Annotated in this window: 19 protein-coding genes; 14 read left to right on the top strand and 5 right to left on the bottom strand. The window is 63.1% G+C overall.

Translation table 11 applies throughout. The features are described 5' to 3' along the window. The first annotated feature begins 101 nt into the window (after nt 1-101). From JJT62_RS03365 to JJT62_RS03320, 10 genes are all read left to right on the top strand, one after another. Nucleotides 102-377: an acyl carrier protein gene (locus tag JJT62_RS03365; RefSeq protein WP_165052326.1), complete on the top strand. Its 276-nt coding sequence runs from the start codon at nt 102-104 to the stop codon at nt 375-377. Continuing rightward, nucleotides 378-1613 (top strand): beta-ketoacyl synthase, encoded by a 1236-nt coding sequence (locus tag JJT62_RS03360; RefSeq protein WP_202071247.1) that lies wholly within the window; start codon nt 378-380, stop codon nt 1611-1613. Then, nucleotides 1603-1998 (top strand): hypothetical protein, encoded by a 396-nt coding sequence (locus JJT62_RS03355; RefSeq protein WP_202071246.1) that lies wholly within the window; start codon nt 1603-1605, stop codon nt 1996-1998. The genes JJT62_RS03360 and JJT62_RS03355 overlap by 11 nt, the downstream gene beginning before the upstream one ends. After that, the gene (locus JJT62_RS03350) at nt 1995-2408 is read left to right on the top strand and encodes a MaoC family dehydratase (protein ID WP_202071245.1); all 414 of its coding nucleotides are present in this window, start codon (nt 1995-1997) and stop codon (nt 2406-2408) included. The genes JJT62_RS03355 and JJT62_RS03350 overlap by 4 nt, the downstream gene beginning before the upstream one ends. 118 nt (nt 2409-2526) lie before the next feature. Further along, a complete protein-coding gene (locus JJT62_RS03345) occupies nt 2527-3321 on the top strand; it encodes an SDR family oxidoreductase (RefSeq protein ID WP_202071244.1) in 795 nt (264 codons plus the stop codon). Further along, a complete protein-coding gene (locus tag JJT62_RS03340) occupies nt 3318-4469 on the top strand; it encodes a glycosyltransferase (RefSeq protein ID WP_202071243.1) in 1152 nt (383 codons plus the stop codon). The genes JJT62_RS03345 and JJT62_RS03340 overlap by 4 nt, the downstream gene beginning before the upstream one ends. Nucleotides 4470-4473: 4 nt before the next feature. Then, the gene (locus JJT62_RS03335) at nt 4474-5778 is read left to right on the top strand and encodes a glycosyltransferase family 2 protein (protein WP_246744663.1); all 1305 of its coding nucleotides are present in this window, start codon (nt 4474-4476) and stop codon (nt 5776-5778) included. A gap of 52 nt (nt 5779-5830) precedes the next feature. Then, the gene (locus JJT62_RS03330; protein ID WP_202071242.1) at nt 5831-6274 is read left to right on the top strand and encodes a hypothetical protein; all 444 of its coding nucleotides are present in this window, start codon (nt 5831-5833) and stop codon (nt 6272-6274) included. A 146-nt stretch (nt 6275-6420) separates the two neighbouring features. Further along, nucleotides 6421-6885, top strand: a complete 465-nt coding sequence (locus JJT62_RS03325; RefSeq protein ID WP_202071241.1) for a DUF2852 domain-containing protein — start codon at nt 6421-6423, stop codon at nt 6883-6885. A gap of 141 nt (nt 6886-7026) precedes the next feature. Further along, a complete protein-coding gene (locus tag JJT62_RS03320) occupies nt 7027-7905 on the top strand; it encodes an extensin family protein (protein ID WP_202071240.1) in 879 nt (292 codons plus the stop codon). Nucleotides 7906-8263: 358 nt separating this feature from the next. Here the strand turns inward: JJT62_RS03320 and JJT62_RS03315 are convergent, their stop codons facing one another. Both JJT62_RS03315 and JJT62_RS03310 read right to left on the bottom strand, forming a co-directional pair. Beyond that, nucleotides 8264-8665 carry a DUF6460 domain-containing protein gene (locus tag JJT62_RS03315; RefSeq protein ID WP_202071239.1) on the bottom strand — a complete coding sequence of 134 codons (402 nt, stop codon included), beginning with the start codon at nt 8663-8665 and terminating at the stop codon, nt 8264-8266. Between the two features lie 19 nt (nt 8666-8684). Beyond that, nucleotides 8685-9200: a hypothetical protein gene (locus JJT62_RS03310; RefSeq protein WP_246744719.1), complete on the bottom strand. Its 516-nt coding sequence runs from the start codon at nt 9198-9200 to the stop codon at nt 8685-8687. A 114-nt stretch (nt 9201-9314) separates the two neighbouring features. Here JJT62_RS03310 and JJT62_RS03305 point away from each other — a divergent pair, with 114 nt between their 5' ends. Beyond that, a complete protein-coding gene (locus tag JJT62_RS03305; protein ID WP_202071238.1) occupies nt 9315-10238 on the top strand; it encodes an IS1595 family transposase in 924 nt (307 codons plus the stop codon). Between the two features lie 32 nt (nt 10239-10270). Here the strand turns inward: JJT62_RS03305 and JJT62_RS03300 are convergent, their stop codons facing one another. Both JJT62_RS03300 and JJT62_RS03295 read right to left on the bottom strand, forming a co-directional pair. Beyond that, entirely contained in the window at nt 10271-10432 is a 162-nt protein-coding gene (locus JJT62_RS03300) for a hypothetical protein (protein WP_202071237.1), read from the bottom strand. 8 nt (nt 10433-10440) lie between these two features. Further along, on the bottom strand, nt 10441-11469 hold the full coding sequence (locus JJT62_RS03295; RefSeq protein ID WP_202071236.1) for a serine protease: 1029 nt from the start codon (nt 11467-11469) through the stop codon (nt 10441-10443). A 178-nt stretch (nt 11470-11647) separates the two neighbouring features. On the opposite strand from JJT62_RS03295, the gene recA reads away from it, so the two are divergent. The 3 genes from recA (at nt 11648) to JJT62_RS03280 (ending at nt 16856) form a co-directional block, all read left to right on the top strand. Continuing rightward, nucleotides 11648-12715, top strand: coding sequence for a recombinase RecA (recA, locus tag JJT62_RS03290; protein WP_202071235.1), 1068 nt, complete (start codon nt 11648-11650; stop codon nt 12713-12715). A 215-nt stretch (nt 12716-12930) separates the two neighbouring features. Next, a complete protein-coding gene (gene alaS, locus JJT62_RS03285) occupies nt 12931-15600 on the top strand; it encodes an alanine--tRNA ligase (RefSeq protein WP_202071234.1) in 2670 nt (889 codons plus the stop codon). Further along, a complete protein-coding gene (locus JJT62_RS03280) occupies nt 15597-16856 on the top strand; it encodes a cyclic nucleotide-gated ion channel (protein WP_202071233.1) in 1260 nt (419 codons plus the stop codon). The genes alaS and JJT62_RS03280 overlap by 4 nt, the downstream gene beginning before the upstream one ends. Here JJT62_RS03280 and JJT62_RS03275 read toward each other — a convergent pair. Then, nucleotides 16846-17247, bottom strand: a complete 402-nt coding sequence (locus JJT62_RS03275) for a F0F1 ATP synthase subunit epsilon (protein WP_202071232.1) — start codon at nt 17245-17247, stop codon at nt 16846-16848. The genes JJT62_RS03280 and JJT62_RS03275 overlap by 11 nt on opposite strands. Nucleotides 17248-17281 lie beyond the last annotated feature (34 nt).

The following is a 17281-nucleotide window of genomic DNA, read 5'->3' as shown; positions in this document are numbered from 1 at the left end:
CGACGCGCGGCCTTGATCCGCTCTCGTCGCAGCGGGCGCGACGATGCGTCGCGCCAGGGCCGCATGCTCGCGGATCGACAGCCCCTTAACGGAGGGATTTCGTGGCTGACACTCCTCAGGACATTGCCAAGCTGAAGGAAGAGATCATCGAGGTGATCGCTTCGGAGGGCATGGTCGACCGCACCAAGGTGACGCCCGACGCGACCATCGAGAGCCTCGACCTCAAATCGGTCGACATCGTGATGATCCTCACGGCGCTCGAAGAAAAGTTCAACGTCTATATCCCCATGGACGGCTCGCTGCAGGAAGCCAAGACGGTCGAGGCCCTCATCGGCGCGATCGCCGAGCACATCCAGAAAGAGCGCGAGACCCAGTAAATGGCGGCTTCGCGAAGGGGAGAGGCAGCACGCCGCGTCGTCGTCTCCGGCATGGGCGTTGTTTGCGCCTCGGGCGTCGGCGCGCGCAAGCTCTGGGAGGCCGCGCGCGACGGCGTCGCCCAGATTCGCGAGCTCAAGACCGAGCGTCCCTATGACGGGCGCATCAAGATCGCCGGGCAAGTGCCGGATTTCGACCCGGCCGCCTATATCGAAGCGAATGTCCTTCCCTTCTGCGATCCCTTCACGCAATTCGCGGTCGTCGCGGCCGATGAAGCGATGGCGCAGGCCGGCTTTGGCCGCAAGGACATCGCCGGGCCGCGCACCGCCGTGATCATGGGCTCCGGCATCGGCGGCATGACCACGATCGAGGACGGCATCTACAAATATTACGTCGAGCACACGCGGCCCGAGACATTGAGCGTGCCAAAGCTCATCCCGAGCGCCATGCCGACGACGCTCAGCGCCCGCTTCTCGGCGCTGGGACCGACCTTCGCGGTCGGCAGCGCCTGCTCTTCGGCGAGCCAGTCCGTCGGTCTCGGCCTGCAGATGATCCGCTCCGGCATGGTCGACAAGGCCATTGTCGGCGGCGCCGAAGCCTGCGTCATCAACGCCACCATCCGCGCCTGGGAAGGCCTGCGGGTGATGACCCCGAATTTCTGCCGCCCCTTCTCCATGGGCCGCAACGGCATGTCGCTCGGCGAAGGAGCGGCGGTCTTTGTTCTGGAGACGGCCGAGTCGGCGCGCGCGCGCGGACACGAGCCGCTGTGCGAGCTCGCGGGCTATGGCACGACGAGCGACGCCAAGGACCCTGTGCGCCCCGATCTCGACGGCGCCGCCAACTGCATCGCCCAGGCGCTGGAAGACGCGGGGCTCACGCCGCGCGACATTCATTACGTCAACGCCCATGGCACGGCGACGCACGCCAATGACATCACCGAGTCGGAAGCGATCCTGCGCGTCTTCGGCGATTATGGGCGTGAGGTTCCGGTATCCTCCACCAAGCCCATTCATGGCCATGCGCTCGGCGCGAGCGGCGGGCTCGAGCTGGCGATCACCATCCAAGCGCTGCGCGAGCAGATCGCGCCGCCGACGATCAACTTCCTCGAATTCGACCCGCGCTGCCCGATCGACGCCGTGCCAAATGTCGCGCGCCCGCACAAGATCGACGCCGCCATGTCCAATTCTTTCGCCTTCGGCGGTATCAACGCCGTGCTGATCGTGCGCCATGCAGCCTGATGCGCCGGCGATCCTCGGGCCGTTCCGCCTGTGCGTCGATCCCGAGCGCGCCGAGGCCTATGCGCGCGAGACCGGCGGCGACGGCAAGAGCGTGCCGCTGTCCTTCCCGGCGGTCTGGCTGATGGAGCCCATGCTGTTCGCGCCGGTGCGCGAGATGTGCGCGGCGCTCGACGTCGTGCCGGTTCATGAATCACAGAGCTTCGCTTATGAGAGCCCGCTCGCTCCAGGCGCGCACTATGATGTGAGCGTGTCGCTGCGGCGCGAGGAAACGCCATCGCGCCTGATCATCGACGCGACAATCTTTGCGCTGGACGGCGCGAAGGTTGGAAAGAGCGAGACCATGCTTCGCCTTGTGCCGCGCGCGGGCTTGGGGGCTCCGTCATGAACCAGGCCGTCAACGTCGGCGACAAACTGCCGGAAGTGGTCATCGGCCCCTTCGACGCCGAGGCGCTGTCGCGCTACGCGCAAATTTCGGGGGATGACAATCCTCTTCATCTCGACGACGCCATCGCCGCCAAAATCGGCCTCGCCGCGCCGCCCGTGCATGGCATGAAGCTGCTTGCGGCCTTCGAGCCCATGCTCGCCAATTGGCGCGACGATCTCATCCTCGTCGGGCTTTCGGCGAAATTCATCCAGCCCGTCCTGCGCGGTGAAGTGGTGAAGCTCTCTGGCCGCGTGCTGCGCGCGTCAGAAAGTGAGATTTTCGTCCGCCTCTTCGCCCATGGCGCCGCGCGCGCGCCGGGAATCATCGGCGAGGCGACGCTGCGCCCTGTCGACAGGACCTCGCCCAGATGATGTTCTCACATTCTCGTCATTGCGAGCGGAGCGAAGCAATCCAGAGCCGCGCCCGCTGCTCTGGATTGCTTCGTCGGCTTCGCCTCCTCGCGATGACGCGTGAGATAGGAACCGGCTTATGACCCCGCGCCTCCTCATCACCGGCGCGTCCTCCGGCATCGGCCGGGCGCTCGCCATCGCCTATGCCAAGGACGGCGCGAGCCTCTATCTGCTCGGCCGGGACGAAGCGCGCTTGCAAGCGACGGCGGAAGCCTGTCGTGCGGCGGGCGCCTCGGAGGTCGAGACCCGCGTTGCGGACGTGCGCGACCGCGAGGCCATGGCGCGCATTGTCGAAACCGCCCACGCCACGCGGCCAATTGACATTCTGGTCGCCAACGCCGGCATCGCGACGGGTCTCTCTCCTGGACAGATTCTCGAGACGCCTGAAGCCGTGCGCGCCACTTTGGCGATCAATGTCGCGGGCGTCTTCAACACGGTGGAGCCCGCCATTCCCTCCATGGCCCGCCGCAAGAAGGGCCAGATCGCCATCGTCGGCTCCATGGCCGGCGTGCGGAGCCTGCCCTATTCGCCCGCTTACTGCGCCGCAAAGGCCAGCGTCCATATGTGGGCCGATTGCCTGCGCGGCCAGCTCGCGCCCCATGGCGTCAAGGTGAGCCTCATCGTGCCGGGCTTCGTGAAGACGCCCATGTCGGCCCGCACCAAATCCTGGCAGCCCAGCGCCATCTCCGACGCGCGCGCGGCCGAGATCATCAAGCGCGGCCTGGAGCGGCGCCGGCCCGTGATCGCCTTCCCGCCATACATGTATTACGCCTTGCGCTTCTTCTCCTTTCTGCCGCCCTCGCTCGTCGACGGCGTGATGCGGCGTTTCCACGTCATCGTGCCCGAATCCCCAGAGCGCGGCGAGGGCATGTGAATCTTGGCGTTTCTCTGAGCTGGATCGCCGCCGTCTATTGGGTGGGCGCCACTACAATCCTGGTCACCTCGGTCGCCGCAACGATCCTGCAGCCATACATCGTGGGCCGCCGCGCGCGCCGGCGCGACCAGCCGCCGGTCTCGATCGTCCTGCCGTTGAAGCTTCTGGAAGACGGCTTCGAGCGCACGCAGGAATCCGCCTTCGCGCAGAATTATCCGCAGTTCGACGTCACCGCCTCAGCGGTCGAGACCGACTCGCCGGCCGTGCGAAAAATCCGCGAGATATTCGGCCGCCACACTGAGAGGCCCACGCGCCTGCTCGCCTCGACGGCGCGTTTTGCGGCGAGCCCCAAGGTCGACAATCTCTACGCGCCCTTCATGCAGGCGGAAAACGACGTAATCTTCATGAAGGACGCCAATGTCCTTCTGGAGCCGGACGCCCTCGCCGAACATGTCCGCCAGCTTGGAGACGACGTCGGGCTGGTCTGCGCCATTCCCTATTGCGCGCGGCTCGAAAACTTTCCCGCCCATGTCGAAGCGGCGATCATCAACGGCCCGCATGCCCGTATCCTGTTTCTCGCTTCGTGCCTGGGGCAAGGACACGGAATAGGAAAGATCATGCTCTTCCGCCGCTCGGACTTCCTCCGGGCCGGCGGCTTCGACGCCATCTCGCATACGGTAGGCGAAGACAATGCGCTGGCCAAGGCCATGCGGCGAATCGGCCAACGTCCTGTTTTTTCTCACCGCCCGGTGCGACAGGAACTCGGCGCGCGTTGCTTTTACGATGTTTATCAACGGCAATTGCGCTGGAGCGTCACGCGCCGCAACGACGAGCTGATCTCCTTCCTGCTCGAGATGAACACCCAAGCTTTTCCGTCACTTGTAGCAGGATGGCTGGCGGCCCCGCTTCTCGGCGTGGCGCCGCTCTGGGGCGTCGCCGTTACCGCGGCCCTCTGGTTCACGCTGGAAACATTGCTTTCCTTGGCGAAAGGATGGCAATTATCCTGGACGGCGCCTGCGGTTTTCATTGTCCGCGAGGCGGTCATGCTCGCAGTCTGGGTGAACGCCTGGATGACCAATCAGGTGGTCTGGGCCAACGGCAAGGTCCACGCGCGTGCGGCGGCGCGGCCCGCGCCTGAAGAAGGATAACCCTTTGCTTATCGGACTCGTCACCTTCCTCGTCGACGCCGTCGCCTATCTTTGCGCCGCAATTCTGGTCGCCATCGGGCTCGGCTATCTCGTCGTCATCGGACGTTTCCTCTACGACTGGCTGCGCGGCGCGCGCGATCCGGACGCGCCGGCGACGCCGGGCGCCGACCTGCCGCATGTGCTGTTGCAAATCCCGGTCTTCAACGAGCCGCTGGTCACCGAGCAATCGCTGCGCTGCGTCGCTCAACTGGATTGGCCGAAGGACAAGCTGCGCATTCAGCTTCTCGACGATTCGACCGACGAGACGACCGAGCGCGCCGAACGCGTGGCGCAGGAGCTGCGCGCGCAGGGCGCAATCATCGACCATGTGCGCCGCACGGATCGCTCGGGCTTCAAGGCCGGCGCCTGCGCCCACGGCCTCACGCTGACGAACGAGCCCTTCATCGCCATGCTGGACGCCGATTTTAGGCCGCCGGCCAATTGGCTCAAGCGCACGGTGCCGTTGTTTCTGACCGACGATCGCGCCGGCTTCGTGCAGTCGCGCTGCGAGTTCCAGAACTTCGAGACCAATTGGCTGACCCGCGCCCAGGGGCTCGTGCAGGACGGCCATTACATGGTCGAGCAGCGCTCGCGCGCCTTGGCCGGCTGGCTCTTCCAGTTCAACGGCACGGGCGGCATCTGGCGCCGCGCCACAGTCGAGGACGCCGGCGGCTGGTCGGATTATTCGCTTTGCGAAGACCTCGACCTTACGGTTCGCGCGGAATTGCGCGGCTGGCATGGGCTCTTCGTCTCCGAGCCGCCGATTCCCGGCCAGGTGCCGGATGGCATCCGCGATTTCCGTCGCCAGCAGCGGCGCTGGTCCAATGGCTTCGTGCAAGTCGCGCAGAAGACGATCCTGCCGATCTGGGAAGCGCCCTGGCCGCTTGCGAAGCGCGTGCTCGCGATCTCGCTGGTCGCCCATCAGGTCTTCTTCCCGGCGGCGGCGATCGGCCTGATCGCCTTCGCGCTCGGCGCGCTGCTGCATGGCTCGCTCGCGCCCTATTGCGGGCTGCTGGAGCTGATTTTAGTCATGACGGCGATGGTGGCGCTCGGCATCACTTTGCCCCCTTACCTCGCCTTGAAGCGCGGCACGGTTGTGGATTTCGCCAAGACGGTCGGCTCGCTCCCGCCGCTGTTCATTTATCTCGCCTTCGCCAATGGCGCGAAGATCCTGCAGACTCTGCGGGGCCGCAAATCGACCTTCAAGCGCACGCCCAAGCAGGAGACCGCAGCGGTCGAAGCGACCCCGGCGGAAGCTGAGTTGGAATAAGCACGCTCGCGCGGATGGCCATCTCACGCCGACGCGCCCTAATTTTCGACCCATGAGCGATAGTAAGCCTCCTTATCGCATTGTCCCGGGCTCTCTTGGACCCCGGCGCGATTTCCGCATTACGGTCGGTTTGCGAGAAGGCTGGGACCCGGAGGGCCGGGTCTATGACATTTCGGAAGCCGTTCGCACGGCGCGCAGTTGGATGCGGCGGCGCGTCGAGGCGGGCAAGCCCGCGCTCTCGGGCATGTTCACCCGCGCGGAAGTGACCTACGCTTGGCCGAAGGACGACGGCACGGCCGGCTCCGATCGTGAGCCCGTCGCGATCTTCAACGGCGAAGCTGTGCACGCCTATCTCGGCCACCTGCCCGAAGACGAGATCGAAGCCATGCTCAACGAGCTGGCGAATGAGCTTGGACATGCGCTCGGGCAGGAGCGCATTTACGTCGCCTTCTGTAGCCGCACCTGGATTTTGAGCTGCGAGCCTGACGGCGCTTGAAAGATGGCTGCGGCGTCCCGATATCCGGCGGGGCGCGGCAAGGAAGCCGGCCTGGCTTCCGCCTTCTTGCGGGTCTCTATGTTAATGTGTATAACATTAACATCGGCCGCCGGGAGACCGGGGCCGACCATCAACTGGAGCCAAACATGAGCTGCGATCGTGATTCCCGCATGCACTCCTCCGCCTGGGGGCGTCAGGGAGGATGCGCGCATTGGAGGCCGTTCGAAGTCGCGGCCATCGTCATCGGCTTTATGATCTTCTGGCCGATCGGTCTCGCCCTGCTGTTCATGAAGCTATGGGGCAAGAGCTTCGGCTATGAGGGCGATCTCTTCTCCTTCGCGGCCGAGCAGGGCGCGAAAGTGCGCAGCGCCTTCGGCGACGTCTCCAAGGAGGCCTCGCGCGGCTGGGCTGGCCCCTCCTTCATGCGCTCGACAGGCAATGTCGCCTTCGACGAATGGCGTGAGGGCGAGCTCGCCCGTCTCGAAGAGGAGCGCCGCAAGCTCGCCGAGGCCGAGCGCGAATTCTCGGAACATATCTCCGAGCTGCGCCGCGCCCGCGACCGCGACGAATTCGAAAGCTTTATGCGCGCCCGCAAGGGAAGCGCACAGTAAGAAATCGAAACTGTAAAACTGCGGCCGGCGGAAACGCCGGCCGCAGCCGTTTGGGGCAGCCGCGCCACACGCCTGGAATATCGCGCTGTTAACTAAACTTTTCGACGCCCGGTTAACGAAGACTTCGTAACCCTAGGCGGCATGCTCCGCCGCGCCACACTCCTCCTGCTTCTGGTCGCCGCAACGCTTGGCGGCTGCTCCGGGCCGTTCAGACCGCAGCGCCCGGCCTGGCGCACGCACGCCGAAAACGCCTGCATCGCGCAGCGCCGCGTGCAGCCGACAGAATTCATCGCTCTGGCGAATGAGCTCGAAGGCCCCGGCATTTGCGGGCTCACCAAGCCGTTCAAAGTGACCGCGCTGCAGGGCGGCGCCGTCGCCTTCAATTCCACGGCGACGCTCGACTGCCCCATGGTGGCGGAGCTCGAATCCTGGGTCGCCGACACGGTGCAACCCGCCGCGCAGGCGCGTTTCGGCCAACGCGTCGTGCGCATCGACTCCATGGGCTCCTACGCCTGCCGCGGCATGAATAATCAGAGCGGCGCGCAGCTTTCCGAACATTCCTTCGGCAATGCGCTCGATATCGGCGGCTTCGTGCTGGAGGACGGCCGCAAGATCACGCTGGTGAGCGATTGGTGGCGCGGCGAGGAGCAGACGCGCGCCTTCCTGATGGACGTGCATCGCGGTTCCTGCGCGCATTTCTCGACAGTGCTGTCGCCGGGCTCCAACGCCTTCCACTACAACCACATCCACGTCGATCTGGCGCAGCACGGCCGCTCCCGCACGATCTGCAAGCCCGCGCCCGAGGAGACCCTGCCGCCGCCCGACCAGTCGCCGCTCGTCGCCATGCGGAACGCCAGGCCCATGGCCGGCGAGGAGACGGATAATGACACGACCGGCCGTCCGCCCGCCGCAGCCTTCGACGGCGGCGACAGCCTCGGGCCGATCAACGCGCCGGATGCGCCGCTGCCGCCGCGACGCTACGATCCGGACGATCTGACCTCGACAATAAGACGGCGATAGACCGATTGGCTTCACCGCGCGGTCGCCGCGCTATCTGGGAAAAGCATGGTCCGTGATACCGTTTCCGTTTGAATAGCTCGCATGGGGACTTGTCATTCCCGGCGGGCTGAAAGCCCGACCGGGAATCCAGAGCCCGAAAAGCGCTGGTGTTATTCAGCGCCCGTCATTGCGAGCGGAGCGAAGCAATCCAGAGCAGCGATGCGGCCCTGGATTGCTTCGTCCGGCTCCGCCTCCTCGCAATGACGGCGGTGATTTCCTCTGTGTCCAAACGACGCGAGCGTCGGGAATGACAGCGAACCAATCAAGCGGATCTCGTACGAGGCTTCGCGGACGAGCAGGGCTTCTGAGAGGCCAGCGCCTACCGCCGCCCGCCCATATTCATCAGCCGCAGCACGAGCCACGCCGGCACCACAAACACCGCGCCCGCCAGCACATAGCTGAAAAGCTCCTTCACAGCGCCCAAGCCCAGCGACGAAATGCGGTCGATAAAAGCCTGCACGCCATGCAGAATGTCGATCGGCCGCAATTCCAGCCACATCAGCAAAGCGCCGACGACAAGCGAGATAAAGAAAAGGCGGACGACCACATTGAGGGGCGAGCCGCCGAGAAAATTTTCGAGCCCGTTATTCGACGCCATGTGCAAGGGTTCCGTAGTGCGTTCCGCTTCGGCTGCGCCGGGGAGGATCAAATATTCGCGCTCGGGGCGCGGCGGTTTCTTATCGAGATGGGGCCAGTTGGAGAAGGGGCTCTCATCGGTCATCGGCGCATGGCTCCTGCGCTCATAGCGCGCCTCCCGTCGGCGCTTCCTCCTTGAAGAGCCGCATTATGCGTCTCAGAAACCGCTCGGTAAAGGAAAGCGCCTTTTCGAACTCCTGTTCATCGGGCAGCGTCGAGGGCCTGCGCGGCGCGACGCCCGCAGCCTTCAGCCGCGTGTTTTCGGCGCGCAGACGCTCGATCTCGGCTTCCAAAGCCGCGCGGTCGTCGGCGCCCATCCGGCAGACGGAAACGCCGTCCTTCACCGAGCAGAAGGAAACCGCGCCCGTGTCCTTGTTCATGCGCAAAAACCCGCCATCGGCGGGCTGGAGCGTGAAGCGTTCGGTTTCCGGCGCGATAATGGACGGCGGAGCGTCGTCGGCGCGCGCGGCAAAGGGCGCAAGGGCCAAAACCAGAAGCGCCGAGCGGACGACAACAGAGGGCATGACGGCGGGGATGCGAGGGCGCATGGCCCGCAGATGGGAAGCGGCAAGGCCCGCGTCAATATCGCGACCTGCGCCCGATGGCGGCGAGGCTCCCATGGTCACGGTAGCAGTCGCCTTCTCGGCTTTTATATTCACGCGAACAAAAAAGGGTATTATGCACTTTACATAACACCGTTGTTCCGGTAGAGTTCTTGTCATTGGAGCTAAACAATGACGAATCTGACCGATCCCATTTTCACTGACGAAGCTGCTGCCCGCGCGCATTTCGAGCGCATCCGCTGGCCAGACGGCAAACCGGTTTGCCCGCACTGCGGCGTTGTGGATCAGGCGACGCGCCTTGAAGGCAAGTCTCATCGCCCCGGCCTGTTCGTTTGCCGCTCGTGCCGAGAGCATTTCACCGTGACGGTTGGGACCGTCATGGAGTCGTCCCACGTCCCGTTGAACAAGTGGGCGCTCGGCTTCCACCTGATGGCGTCCAGCAAGAAGGGCATTTCAGCTCATCAGCTTATGCGCAATCTCGGCTTGGGCTCCTACCGCACGGCTTGGTTTATGGCGCATCGCATCCGCGAGGCGATGGCCGATCGCGACCCTGAGCCGCTTGGCGGTGAGGGCAAGACCGTTGAGGTCGATGAAACTTTCATCAGCAAGCCTGGCCAGCGCTTTGTGACCGGCAAAGGCTGGCAGGGCCATCGCGGCGCCGCGACCAAGCAGAAGGTTTTGACGATGGTTGAGCGTGGCGGGCGCTCTGTCTCAATCAAGGTAGACGATCTGACGATCTTGACGATCAAGAAGGTTCTCGGCGCTCACGTCGTTCTCGACTCGACGCTGAACACCGATGAGGCCCAGCATTACAAGAAGCCCGGAAAGGCGTTCGCCGCGCATGAGTCGGTCAACCACGGCAGCGGCGAGTATGTTCGCGGGGAGACGACCACGAACACCGTTGAAGGCTACTTCGGGATTTTCAAGCGCGGCATGCGCGGGGTGTATCACCACTGCGGCGAGCAGCATTTGCAGGCGTATCTGAACGAATTCGATTTCCGTTATTCGAATCGTTCCGGCCTTGGCGTTGACGATACGGAGCGCACGCATCGCGCCATTCGCGGCGGCGAAGGCAAGCGCCTCAAATATCGTTGACCTAGTTCAACGCGAGCGGGCGAAACGCACTCTTAAGAAGCTTCGCCGCCTTTTGTCTTGGCTTGAGGCTTTTTAGGGGCCTTCCTCGCGGGCGGCTTTTTCACCTTCGGGGGCGCTGGTGTATTGAGCGCGCGGCGAATGGCACCGTCGCGCCGCTTTACGATTTCCTCATCAGATAACTGTTCGTCGGTCATCGCGTCGCTTACTTCGTGACTGGGGTTGATCCGTCCCGCACCTTCTGTAAGGCGGCATTGAAAGCGGCGGTTTTCCTCTCGCGCTCTGCCGCCAGAGCGGGGATGTTGAGCAACTCTAATATCTGCCACGCGGGAATAACGCATCCTGTGCCACTGAGTTCGCTACCGGGGGCGCCCGCCTGCTCAGGGAACCTTCCCCAATAAATCCCCAATAACTTTAGCATGCCGTTGTAGTTAATTGTTCCCCTGGAACCACGCACGCGGCCACTGGTTCGTCCGCCCGGACGCCCAAGATCGTCAACCTGAATCGAATCGATTTGTAAGTCCAGACCATTGATGCTTTCCCCGAATTTTTGCTTCAGGTCGGAACCAAATGTTCTGTAGACGTAAACGGGAGACCCTGAAAATCCAGCCCTTGAGTGGATGTCAATCAAGTAGCTTACGCCGTCATATGTGGTCGGCTGCTTAATTAAGGCCCGCTCATCTGGTAGCATACTGATGTGACCAAAGCGTGCACTTGGTATATTCACGCCTTTTCCGAAATGATCTATAAATAATCCGATCATGAATACGTCTTCACCAATTCCAACATCTGACTTAATGCGCGTCTGAGTGCTCTGCCGGATAACGAAATCTCCTATGTTTACGGCGGAAACGTCGTGAATGCTACTAAATTGCAATCGGACGGCGGCTAAGTCATATCGACCAGGGATGAACTCCCACTGTTCTGGGAATATTTCAATAATGTCTGTGCCGCCATCTTTTGTATTTAGCCTTATAACGGAGCACCCTCCTTCACAGGCGACATGCCAATTCGTCACGCCATAAAACGCCGTCTCGGCCGGGAATAGCGGGCTGTCCGAATAAGCAACTATGAAGCCCGTCCCGCCCGGTCTTTCCCCCGATTTTGCGGATTCAACGCTGTCGTAGAGAAAGAACACGCTATTTGTGACGGAAGGCGGAATCTGCGGCATGCCAACCCTAACCCAATGATTCTGTGGCACCCCGCGTTCTGAAAGGAACGGCAAAGCGATCATTTCAAATTCGAGGTCTCGCCAGTTGACCGAGTGTATCAAACCTAGTTCCTTTCGTCTGTTATGCAAAGTGCATAATTGGGACAAAAAATGAACTTGGCTTCGAGAACAAATCATGCACAATTGCGTCAGAGTTGTTGTTGCCCCCGCCATTGAAATCATGCCAGAAGGGATTTCAGCCGTGAGCCAAGCTAATCTCCGCCTCGTGGAAGGATCGTCCGTGGACAAGACCAAGGCGTTGGACGCCGCCCTGTCGCAGATCGAGCGCGCCTTCGGCAAGGGCTCGATCATGCGGCTCGGCAAAAATCAGAAAGCCGTCGAGATCGAGACCATTTCCACCGGCTCGCTGGGCCTCGACATCGCGCTTGGCGTCGGCGGCCTGCCACGCGGTCGCATCGTCGAAATTTACGGCCCCGAATCCTCGGGCAAAACCACGCTGACCCTGCATGTCATCGCCGAGGCGCAGAAGCTCGGCGGCGTCTGCGCTTTCGTCGACGCCGAACATGCGCTCGATCCGGTCTACGCCCGCAAGCTCGGCGTCAATCTCGACGAGCTGCTGATTTCTCAGCCCGACACGGGCGAGCAGGCGCTGGAGATCACCGACACGCTGGTGCGCTCCGGCGCGGTCGACGTGCTCGTCATCGATTCGGTCGCCGCCTTGACGCCGCGCGCCGAGATCGAAGGCGAAATGGGCGAGGTGCAGCCCGGTCTCCAGGCCCGCCTGATGAGCCAGGCGCTGCGCAAGCTGACCGCCTCCATTGCCCGCTCCAACACGCTCGTCATCTTCATCAACCAGATCCGCATGAAGATCGGCGTCATGTATGGCTCGCCGGAAACGACGACGGGCGGCAATGCGCTGAAATTCTACGCGTCGGTGCGTCTCGACATTCGCCGCATCGGCGCGATCAAGGAGCGCGACGAAACCATCGGCAACCAGACGCGCGTCAAGGTGGTCAAGAACAAGGTCGCCCCGCCTTTCAAACAGGTGGAATTCGACATCATGTATGGCGAAGGCGTCTCGAAGCTCGGCGAACTCATCGATCTTGGCGTGAAGGCCGGCGTTGTCGACAAATCAGGCGCCTGGTTCTCCTACGACAGCCAACGCCTCGGCCAGGGCCGCGAAAACGCCAAAAGCTTTTTGCGCCAGAACCCGGAAGCCGCACAGCGCATCGAGCAAGCGATCCGCGAAAACTCGGGCCTTATCGCCGAGAAAATTCTGGATGCCGGCGACGGCGACGACAAGGAATAGGCGGACTGACCCTCCCTGCTCGTATCTCCCGGTTTTCAAAGGCCCGCCCGCGGGCCTTTTTCATTGCCGAAAAGCTTGCGGACTGGCATATCGCCCGGCGACAGATACGCGCCTCGTAAAGCCGGGGCGGCACGACCCGTCGGACACGCTTTCGTCCGGCTTACCAATCACCATATGATCGGGGGCATCCCGGTCGCGCCCGAGAGAGACGCATAATGAGCAGCGTCAACCAGATACGCTCCACCTTCCTCGATTATTTCGTCCGCAATGGCCATGAGAAGGTCGCGTCCTCTCCGCTCGTTCCCCACAATGACCCCACGTTGATGTTCACCAATGCGGGGATGGTGCAGTTCAAAAACGTCTTCACCGGCGTCGAGAAGCGCCATCAGGCGCGCGCGACATCCGCGCAGAAATGCGTGCGCGCCGGCGGCAAGCATAATGACCTCGACAATGTCGGCTATACTGCCCGGCATCACACCTTCTTCGAAATGCTCGGGAATTTCTCCTTCGGCGATTATTTCAAGGAAGGCGCGATCGAACTCGCCTGGGGGCTGATCAGCCGCGAGTTCCAGCTTCCCATCGACCGCCTCCTCGTCACCGTCTACCATGACGACGACGAGGCCTATGGCCTCTGGAAGAAGATTGCCGGCTTCCACGACAGCCGCATCATCCGCATCTCCAGCTCCGACAATTTCTGGAGCATGGGAGACACAGGCCCCTGCGGGCCCTGCTCCGAAATCTTCTACGATCAGGGCGAAGCCTTGGCCGGCGGCCCCCCCGGCAGCCTAGATGAAGACGGCGACCGCTTTCTGGAATTCTGGAATCTGGTCTTCATGCAATATGATCAGGTTGCGCCGGGCCAACGCGCGCCGCTTCCCCGTCCGTCGATCGACACCGGCATGGGGCTCGAGCGCATCGCCGCCCTGCTCCAGGGCGTCACTTCCAACTATGAGACCGATCTTTTCCGCACGCTAACGGGCGCCGTCGCGGATTTCACCAACGTGCCTGTAAATGGCCCGCAGGCGGCAAGCCACCGCGTCATCGCAGATCATTTGCGCGCCGCCTCCTTCCTCGTCGCCGATGGCGTCACGCCTTCGAATGAAGGGCGCGGCTACGTGCTGCGGCGGATCATGCGCCGCGCGATGCGCCACGCCCAGCTCCTCGGGGCGCAAGAGCCGCTGATGTGGCGCCTTGTGCCGGCGCTCGTGGCGGAAATGGGCCAGGCCTATCCCGAGCTCCTGCGCGCCCAGGCGCTCATCGTCGATACGCTCAAAACCGAAGAAACGCGCTTCCGCGCCACGCTCGCGCGCGGCCTCGCCATTCTCGACGAGGAAACGGCCGGTCTGAACCAGGGCGCGAAATTCTCGGGTGAAACCGCCTTCAAGCTCTACGATACCTATGGCTTCCCGCTCGACCTCACCGAGGACGCCCTGCGGCCGCGCGGCATCGCCGTGGACAAGGAAAGCTTCGACGCCGCCATGGAGCGCCAGCGCGCGGAAGCCCGCAAGGCATGGGCCGGCTCCGGCGAAACCGCGACCGAAACGCTTTGGTTCGCCCTGAAGGAGCGCGTCGGAGCCACGGAGTTCCTCGGCTATGACGCGGAGAAGAGCGAAGGCGTCGTCACCGCGCTCGTCCATGACGGGGCGGAAGCCTTCGTTCTCCAAAAGGGCCAGCGCGGATCGGTGATCCTCAACCAAACGCCCTTCTACGGCGAATCGGGCGGCCAAGTCGGCGACATTGGCGTCATTCGCGGCAAGGGCCTGCGCTTTCGCGTCGAGAACACAGCGAAAAAGCTCGGCGACCTCATTGTCCATGATGGCGTCGTCGAAGAGGGCGAAATCGTCCCCGGGCTCGCGCTGGAGCTCGACGTCGATCACGAACGCCGCAAAGCAACGCGCGCCAATCATTCCGCGACCCATATTCTTCATGAGGCGCTTCGCCAGGTTCTCGGCGATCACGTCGCCCAGAAGGGATCGCTGGTTGCGCCCGAGCGTCTGCGCTTCGATTTCACCCATCCAAAGCCCCTCACGGAGGAAGAGCTTTCCCGGGTCGAAGTCCTCGCCAATGAAATCGTTCAGGACAACGCCCCCGTCGACACCCGCGTCATGGCGCAGGACGAAGCCATTAAATCTGGCGCCCGGGCGCTCTTCGGCGAGAAATATGGCGATGAGGTGCGCGTTATCAGCATGGGTCGGCCCGACCCCGGCGCGACTCACGCTTTCTCGGTGGAGCTCTGCGGCGGCACGCATGTCTCGCGCACCGGCGACATCGGTCTGATTTCGATCATTGCCGAGAGCGCCGTCGCCTCCGGCGTGCGGCGCATCGAGGCGCGCACGGCCGAGGGCGCGCGGACCCATCTCGTCGCCCAGGCGCGTGCGCTCCACGATATCGCGTCCTTGATTCGCGCGCCCATCGACGAAACGCCGAACCGCCTCGCCCAGCTCCTGGAAGACCGCAAGCGCCTCGAACGCGAGCTCGCCGACGCCAAGCGCAAGCTCGCCCTGGGCGGCGGCGGCGGGTCGGCCGCGGCCCCGGAGGCCCGCGACGTCGGCGGGATCAAGCTGCTGACCCGCGCCGTCGAGGGGATCGACGCCAAGGACCTGAAATCCCTCGTCGACGACGCCAAGAAGTCCATCGGATCGGGCGTTGTCGCCTTCGCCAGCGCCTCGCCTGACGGCAAAGCCGGCATCGTCGTCGGCGTCACCGACGATCTGGCGCAGAAATACAGCGCTGTGGAATTCGTTCGGGCCGCGGCCGCCGCGCTCGGCGGCAAAGGCGGCGGCGGCAGGTCGGATCTCGCACAAGCGGGCGGCCCAAATGCGAGGGCGATCGATCAGGCGCTCGCTTGCGTCGAGGAGGCGCTCCGCACGAAGGCCGCGGAATGACGCAGCAAACTCCGCGCGGCTGGTATCACCGGTTGCGCCGGCGCGTGCATCATATTCTCGATGGCGGCGTCAATGATCGCGCGACCCGCTTTGTGCATCGCGCGCTCATTACACTCGTGGCTTTATCCGTCCTCTCGGTCGTTCTCGAATCTGTGCCGGAATATGATCGCCGCTTTCGCGATCTGTTCCTGTCGATCGAGCGGCTTGCCGTGAGCGTCTTCACAGTCGAATATCTGTTGCGGCTATGGTCGGCTCCGGAGCATACGCCTTATTCCGACTGCACCGCGACGCGCGCGCGCCTTGCGTTCATCGCTTCTTGGTTTGCGATCATCGATCTTTTGACGGTTCTGCCTTTTTACCTGTCCTATCTCTTTTCGGCGGACCTGCGAGTCCTGCTGCTGTTGCGCCTTCTGCGCTTTTTTAAACTGGCGCGCTATTCGGCTGGCATCCGCACCCTTATCGCGGTGATGGAGGCTGAGCGGAAGGCGTTGCTGGCGACCGGCATCCTCCTCTTCGGCGCCGTTCTTTTTTCTGCCGCGGCGATCCATCTCGTCGAGCACGACGCCCAGCCGAAAGCATTCGGCTCGATTCCCGCCGCCATGTGGTGGGCGATCGTGACCATTACAACCGTCGGCTATGGCGACGTCGTTCCGATCACCCTCGCCGGGCGCATCATCGCCTCGATCACAATGGTGACGGGCTATGTCATGCTGGGTCTTCCCGTCGGCATCGTCGCATCCGCTTTTGCGGAGGAAATTCACAGGCGCGAATTCGTCGTCACCTGGAGCATGGTGGCGAGCGTGCCGCTGTTCCGCGAGCTCGACGCGAGCGCCATCGCGGAGATCATGCGTTATCTCAACGCGCAGTCAATTCCTGCTGGCGCCTTGATTGTCCGACGCGGCGATATTGCCCAGTCGATGTATTTCATCGCGGAGGGAGAGGTCGAAGTCCAGCTTCCCACACAAGTGGTTCGGCTCGGCGTCGGACAATTTTTCGGCGAGATGGCGATTCTGCATCAGACGCCGCGAACCGCCAATGTGCGCGCCCTGGCGCCGACAAAGCTGTTGATTTTACAGGCCTACGACCTGCAGACGCTCATTGCGCGCAACCCCGTGATCGGGGAATGCATAAGAGAAGTCGCCGCGAAGCGTTCAGAGCTTGCGCCTGAAGAGCCGCACGGCGACATTATCGAAGCTGAATTGGAAGAACATCCCGTTCCGGTGGACGAAACGGCGGAACCTGACCTTACGCCGTAAGCGCGGCGCGCATTTCTTCGAGCTGCGCAAGCTTGTCGCTTGCAGCCAGACGCGCGGCGTCGGTTTTGGCGTCGGACAGATCTTCCTTCGCGTTTTTGATGTCGCCGTCGAGCTTGCCCGCGTCGATCTCCGAAAGCGGAAGAGCCAGCTCGGCGAGGATGGTGAAGCCGGAGGCGTTCACATCGGCGAAACCGCCGCGGACAAAAAGCTTCTCGAGCTTGCCGTCGCCGCCAGCGACCGTCACGACGCCGGCCTTCAGCGTCGTCATCACCGGCGCGTGATCCTTGAGGACCGTGAACTGGCCCTCGGCGCCCGGCGCAACCACGCTTTCGACGTCGCCCGAAAACAGGAGCTTCTCGGGAGAAACGAGTTCGAAGTGGAAAGCGGCCATGTCAGTCTCCGGCGACGCTGATCGTCATAAGCGA

Source organism: Methylocystis sp. Sn-Cys (genome assembly GCF_016745395.1).
GTDB lineage: Bacteria > Pseudomonadota > Alphaproteobacteria > Rhizobiales > Beijerinckiaceae > Methylocystis > Methylocystis iwaonis.
Note: the sequence above shows the minus strand (reverse complement) of the source record. Positions and strands in the feature narration are given on the sequence as shown.

Coding starts and splice junctions, on each gene's coding strand:
- JJT62_RS03280 (WP_202071233.1), top strand. CDS start 15,597: ATGACGCAGCAAACTCCGCGCGGCTGGTATCACCGGTTGCGCCGGCGC.
- JJT62_RS03355 (WP_202071246.1), top strand. CDS start 1,603: ATGCAGCCTGATGCGCCGGCGATCCTCGGGCCGTTCCGCCTGTGCGTC.
- JJT62_RS03275 (WP_202071232.1), bottom strand. CDS start 17,247: ATGGCCGCTTTCCACTTCGAACTCGTTTCTCCCGAGAAGCTCCTGTTT.
- JJT62_RS03300 (WP_202071237.1), bottom strand. CDS start 10,432: ATGACCGACGAACAGTTATCTGATGAGGAAATCGTAAAGCGGCGCGAC.
- JJT62_RS03305 (WP_202071238.1), top strand. CDS start 9,315: ATGACGAATCTGACCGATCCCATTTTCACTGACGAAGCTGCTGCCCGC.
- JJT62_RS03360 (WP_202071247.1), top strand. CDS start 378: ATGGCGGCTTCGCGAAGGGGAGAGGCAGCACGCCGCGTCGTCGTCTCC.
- JJT62_RS03295 (WP_202071236.1), bottom strand. CDS start 11,469: ATGATCGCTTTGCCGTTCCTTTCAGAACGCGGGGTGCCACAGAATCAT.
- JJT62_RS03330 (WP_202071242.1), top strand. CDS start 5,831: ATGAGCGATAGTAAGCCTCCTTATCGCATTGTCCCGGGCTCTCTTGGA.
- JJT62_RS03350 (WP_202071245.1), top strand. CDS start 1,995: ATGAACCAGGCCGTCAACGTCGGCGACAAACTGCCGGAAGTGGTCATC.
- alaS (WP_202071234.1), top strand. CDS start 12,931: ATGAGCAGCGTCAACCAGATACGCTCCACCTTCCTCGATTATTTCGTC.
- JJT62_RS03315 (WP_202071239.1), bottom strand. CDS start 8,665: ATGACCGATGAGAGCCCCTTCTCCAACTGGCCCCATCTCGATAAGAAA.
- JJT62_RS03310 (WP_246744719.1), bottom strand. CDS start 9,200: ATGGGAGCCTCGCCGCCATCGGGCGCAGGTCGCGATATTGACGCGGGC.
- JJT62_RS03345 (WP_202071244.1), top strand. CDS start 2,527: ATGACCCCGCGCCTCCTCATCACCGGCGCGTCCTCCGGCATCGGCCGG.
- JJT62_RS03325 (WP_202071241.1), top strand. CDS start 6,421: ATGAGCTGCGATCGTGATTCCCGCATGCACTCCTCCGCCTGGGGGCGT.
- JJT62_RS03320 (WP_202071240.1), top strand. CDS start 7,027: ATGCTCCGCCGCGCCACACTCCTCCTGCTTCTGGTCGCCGCAACGCTT.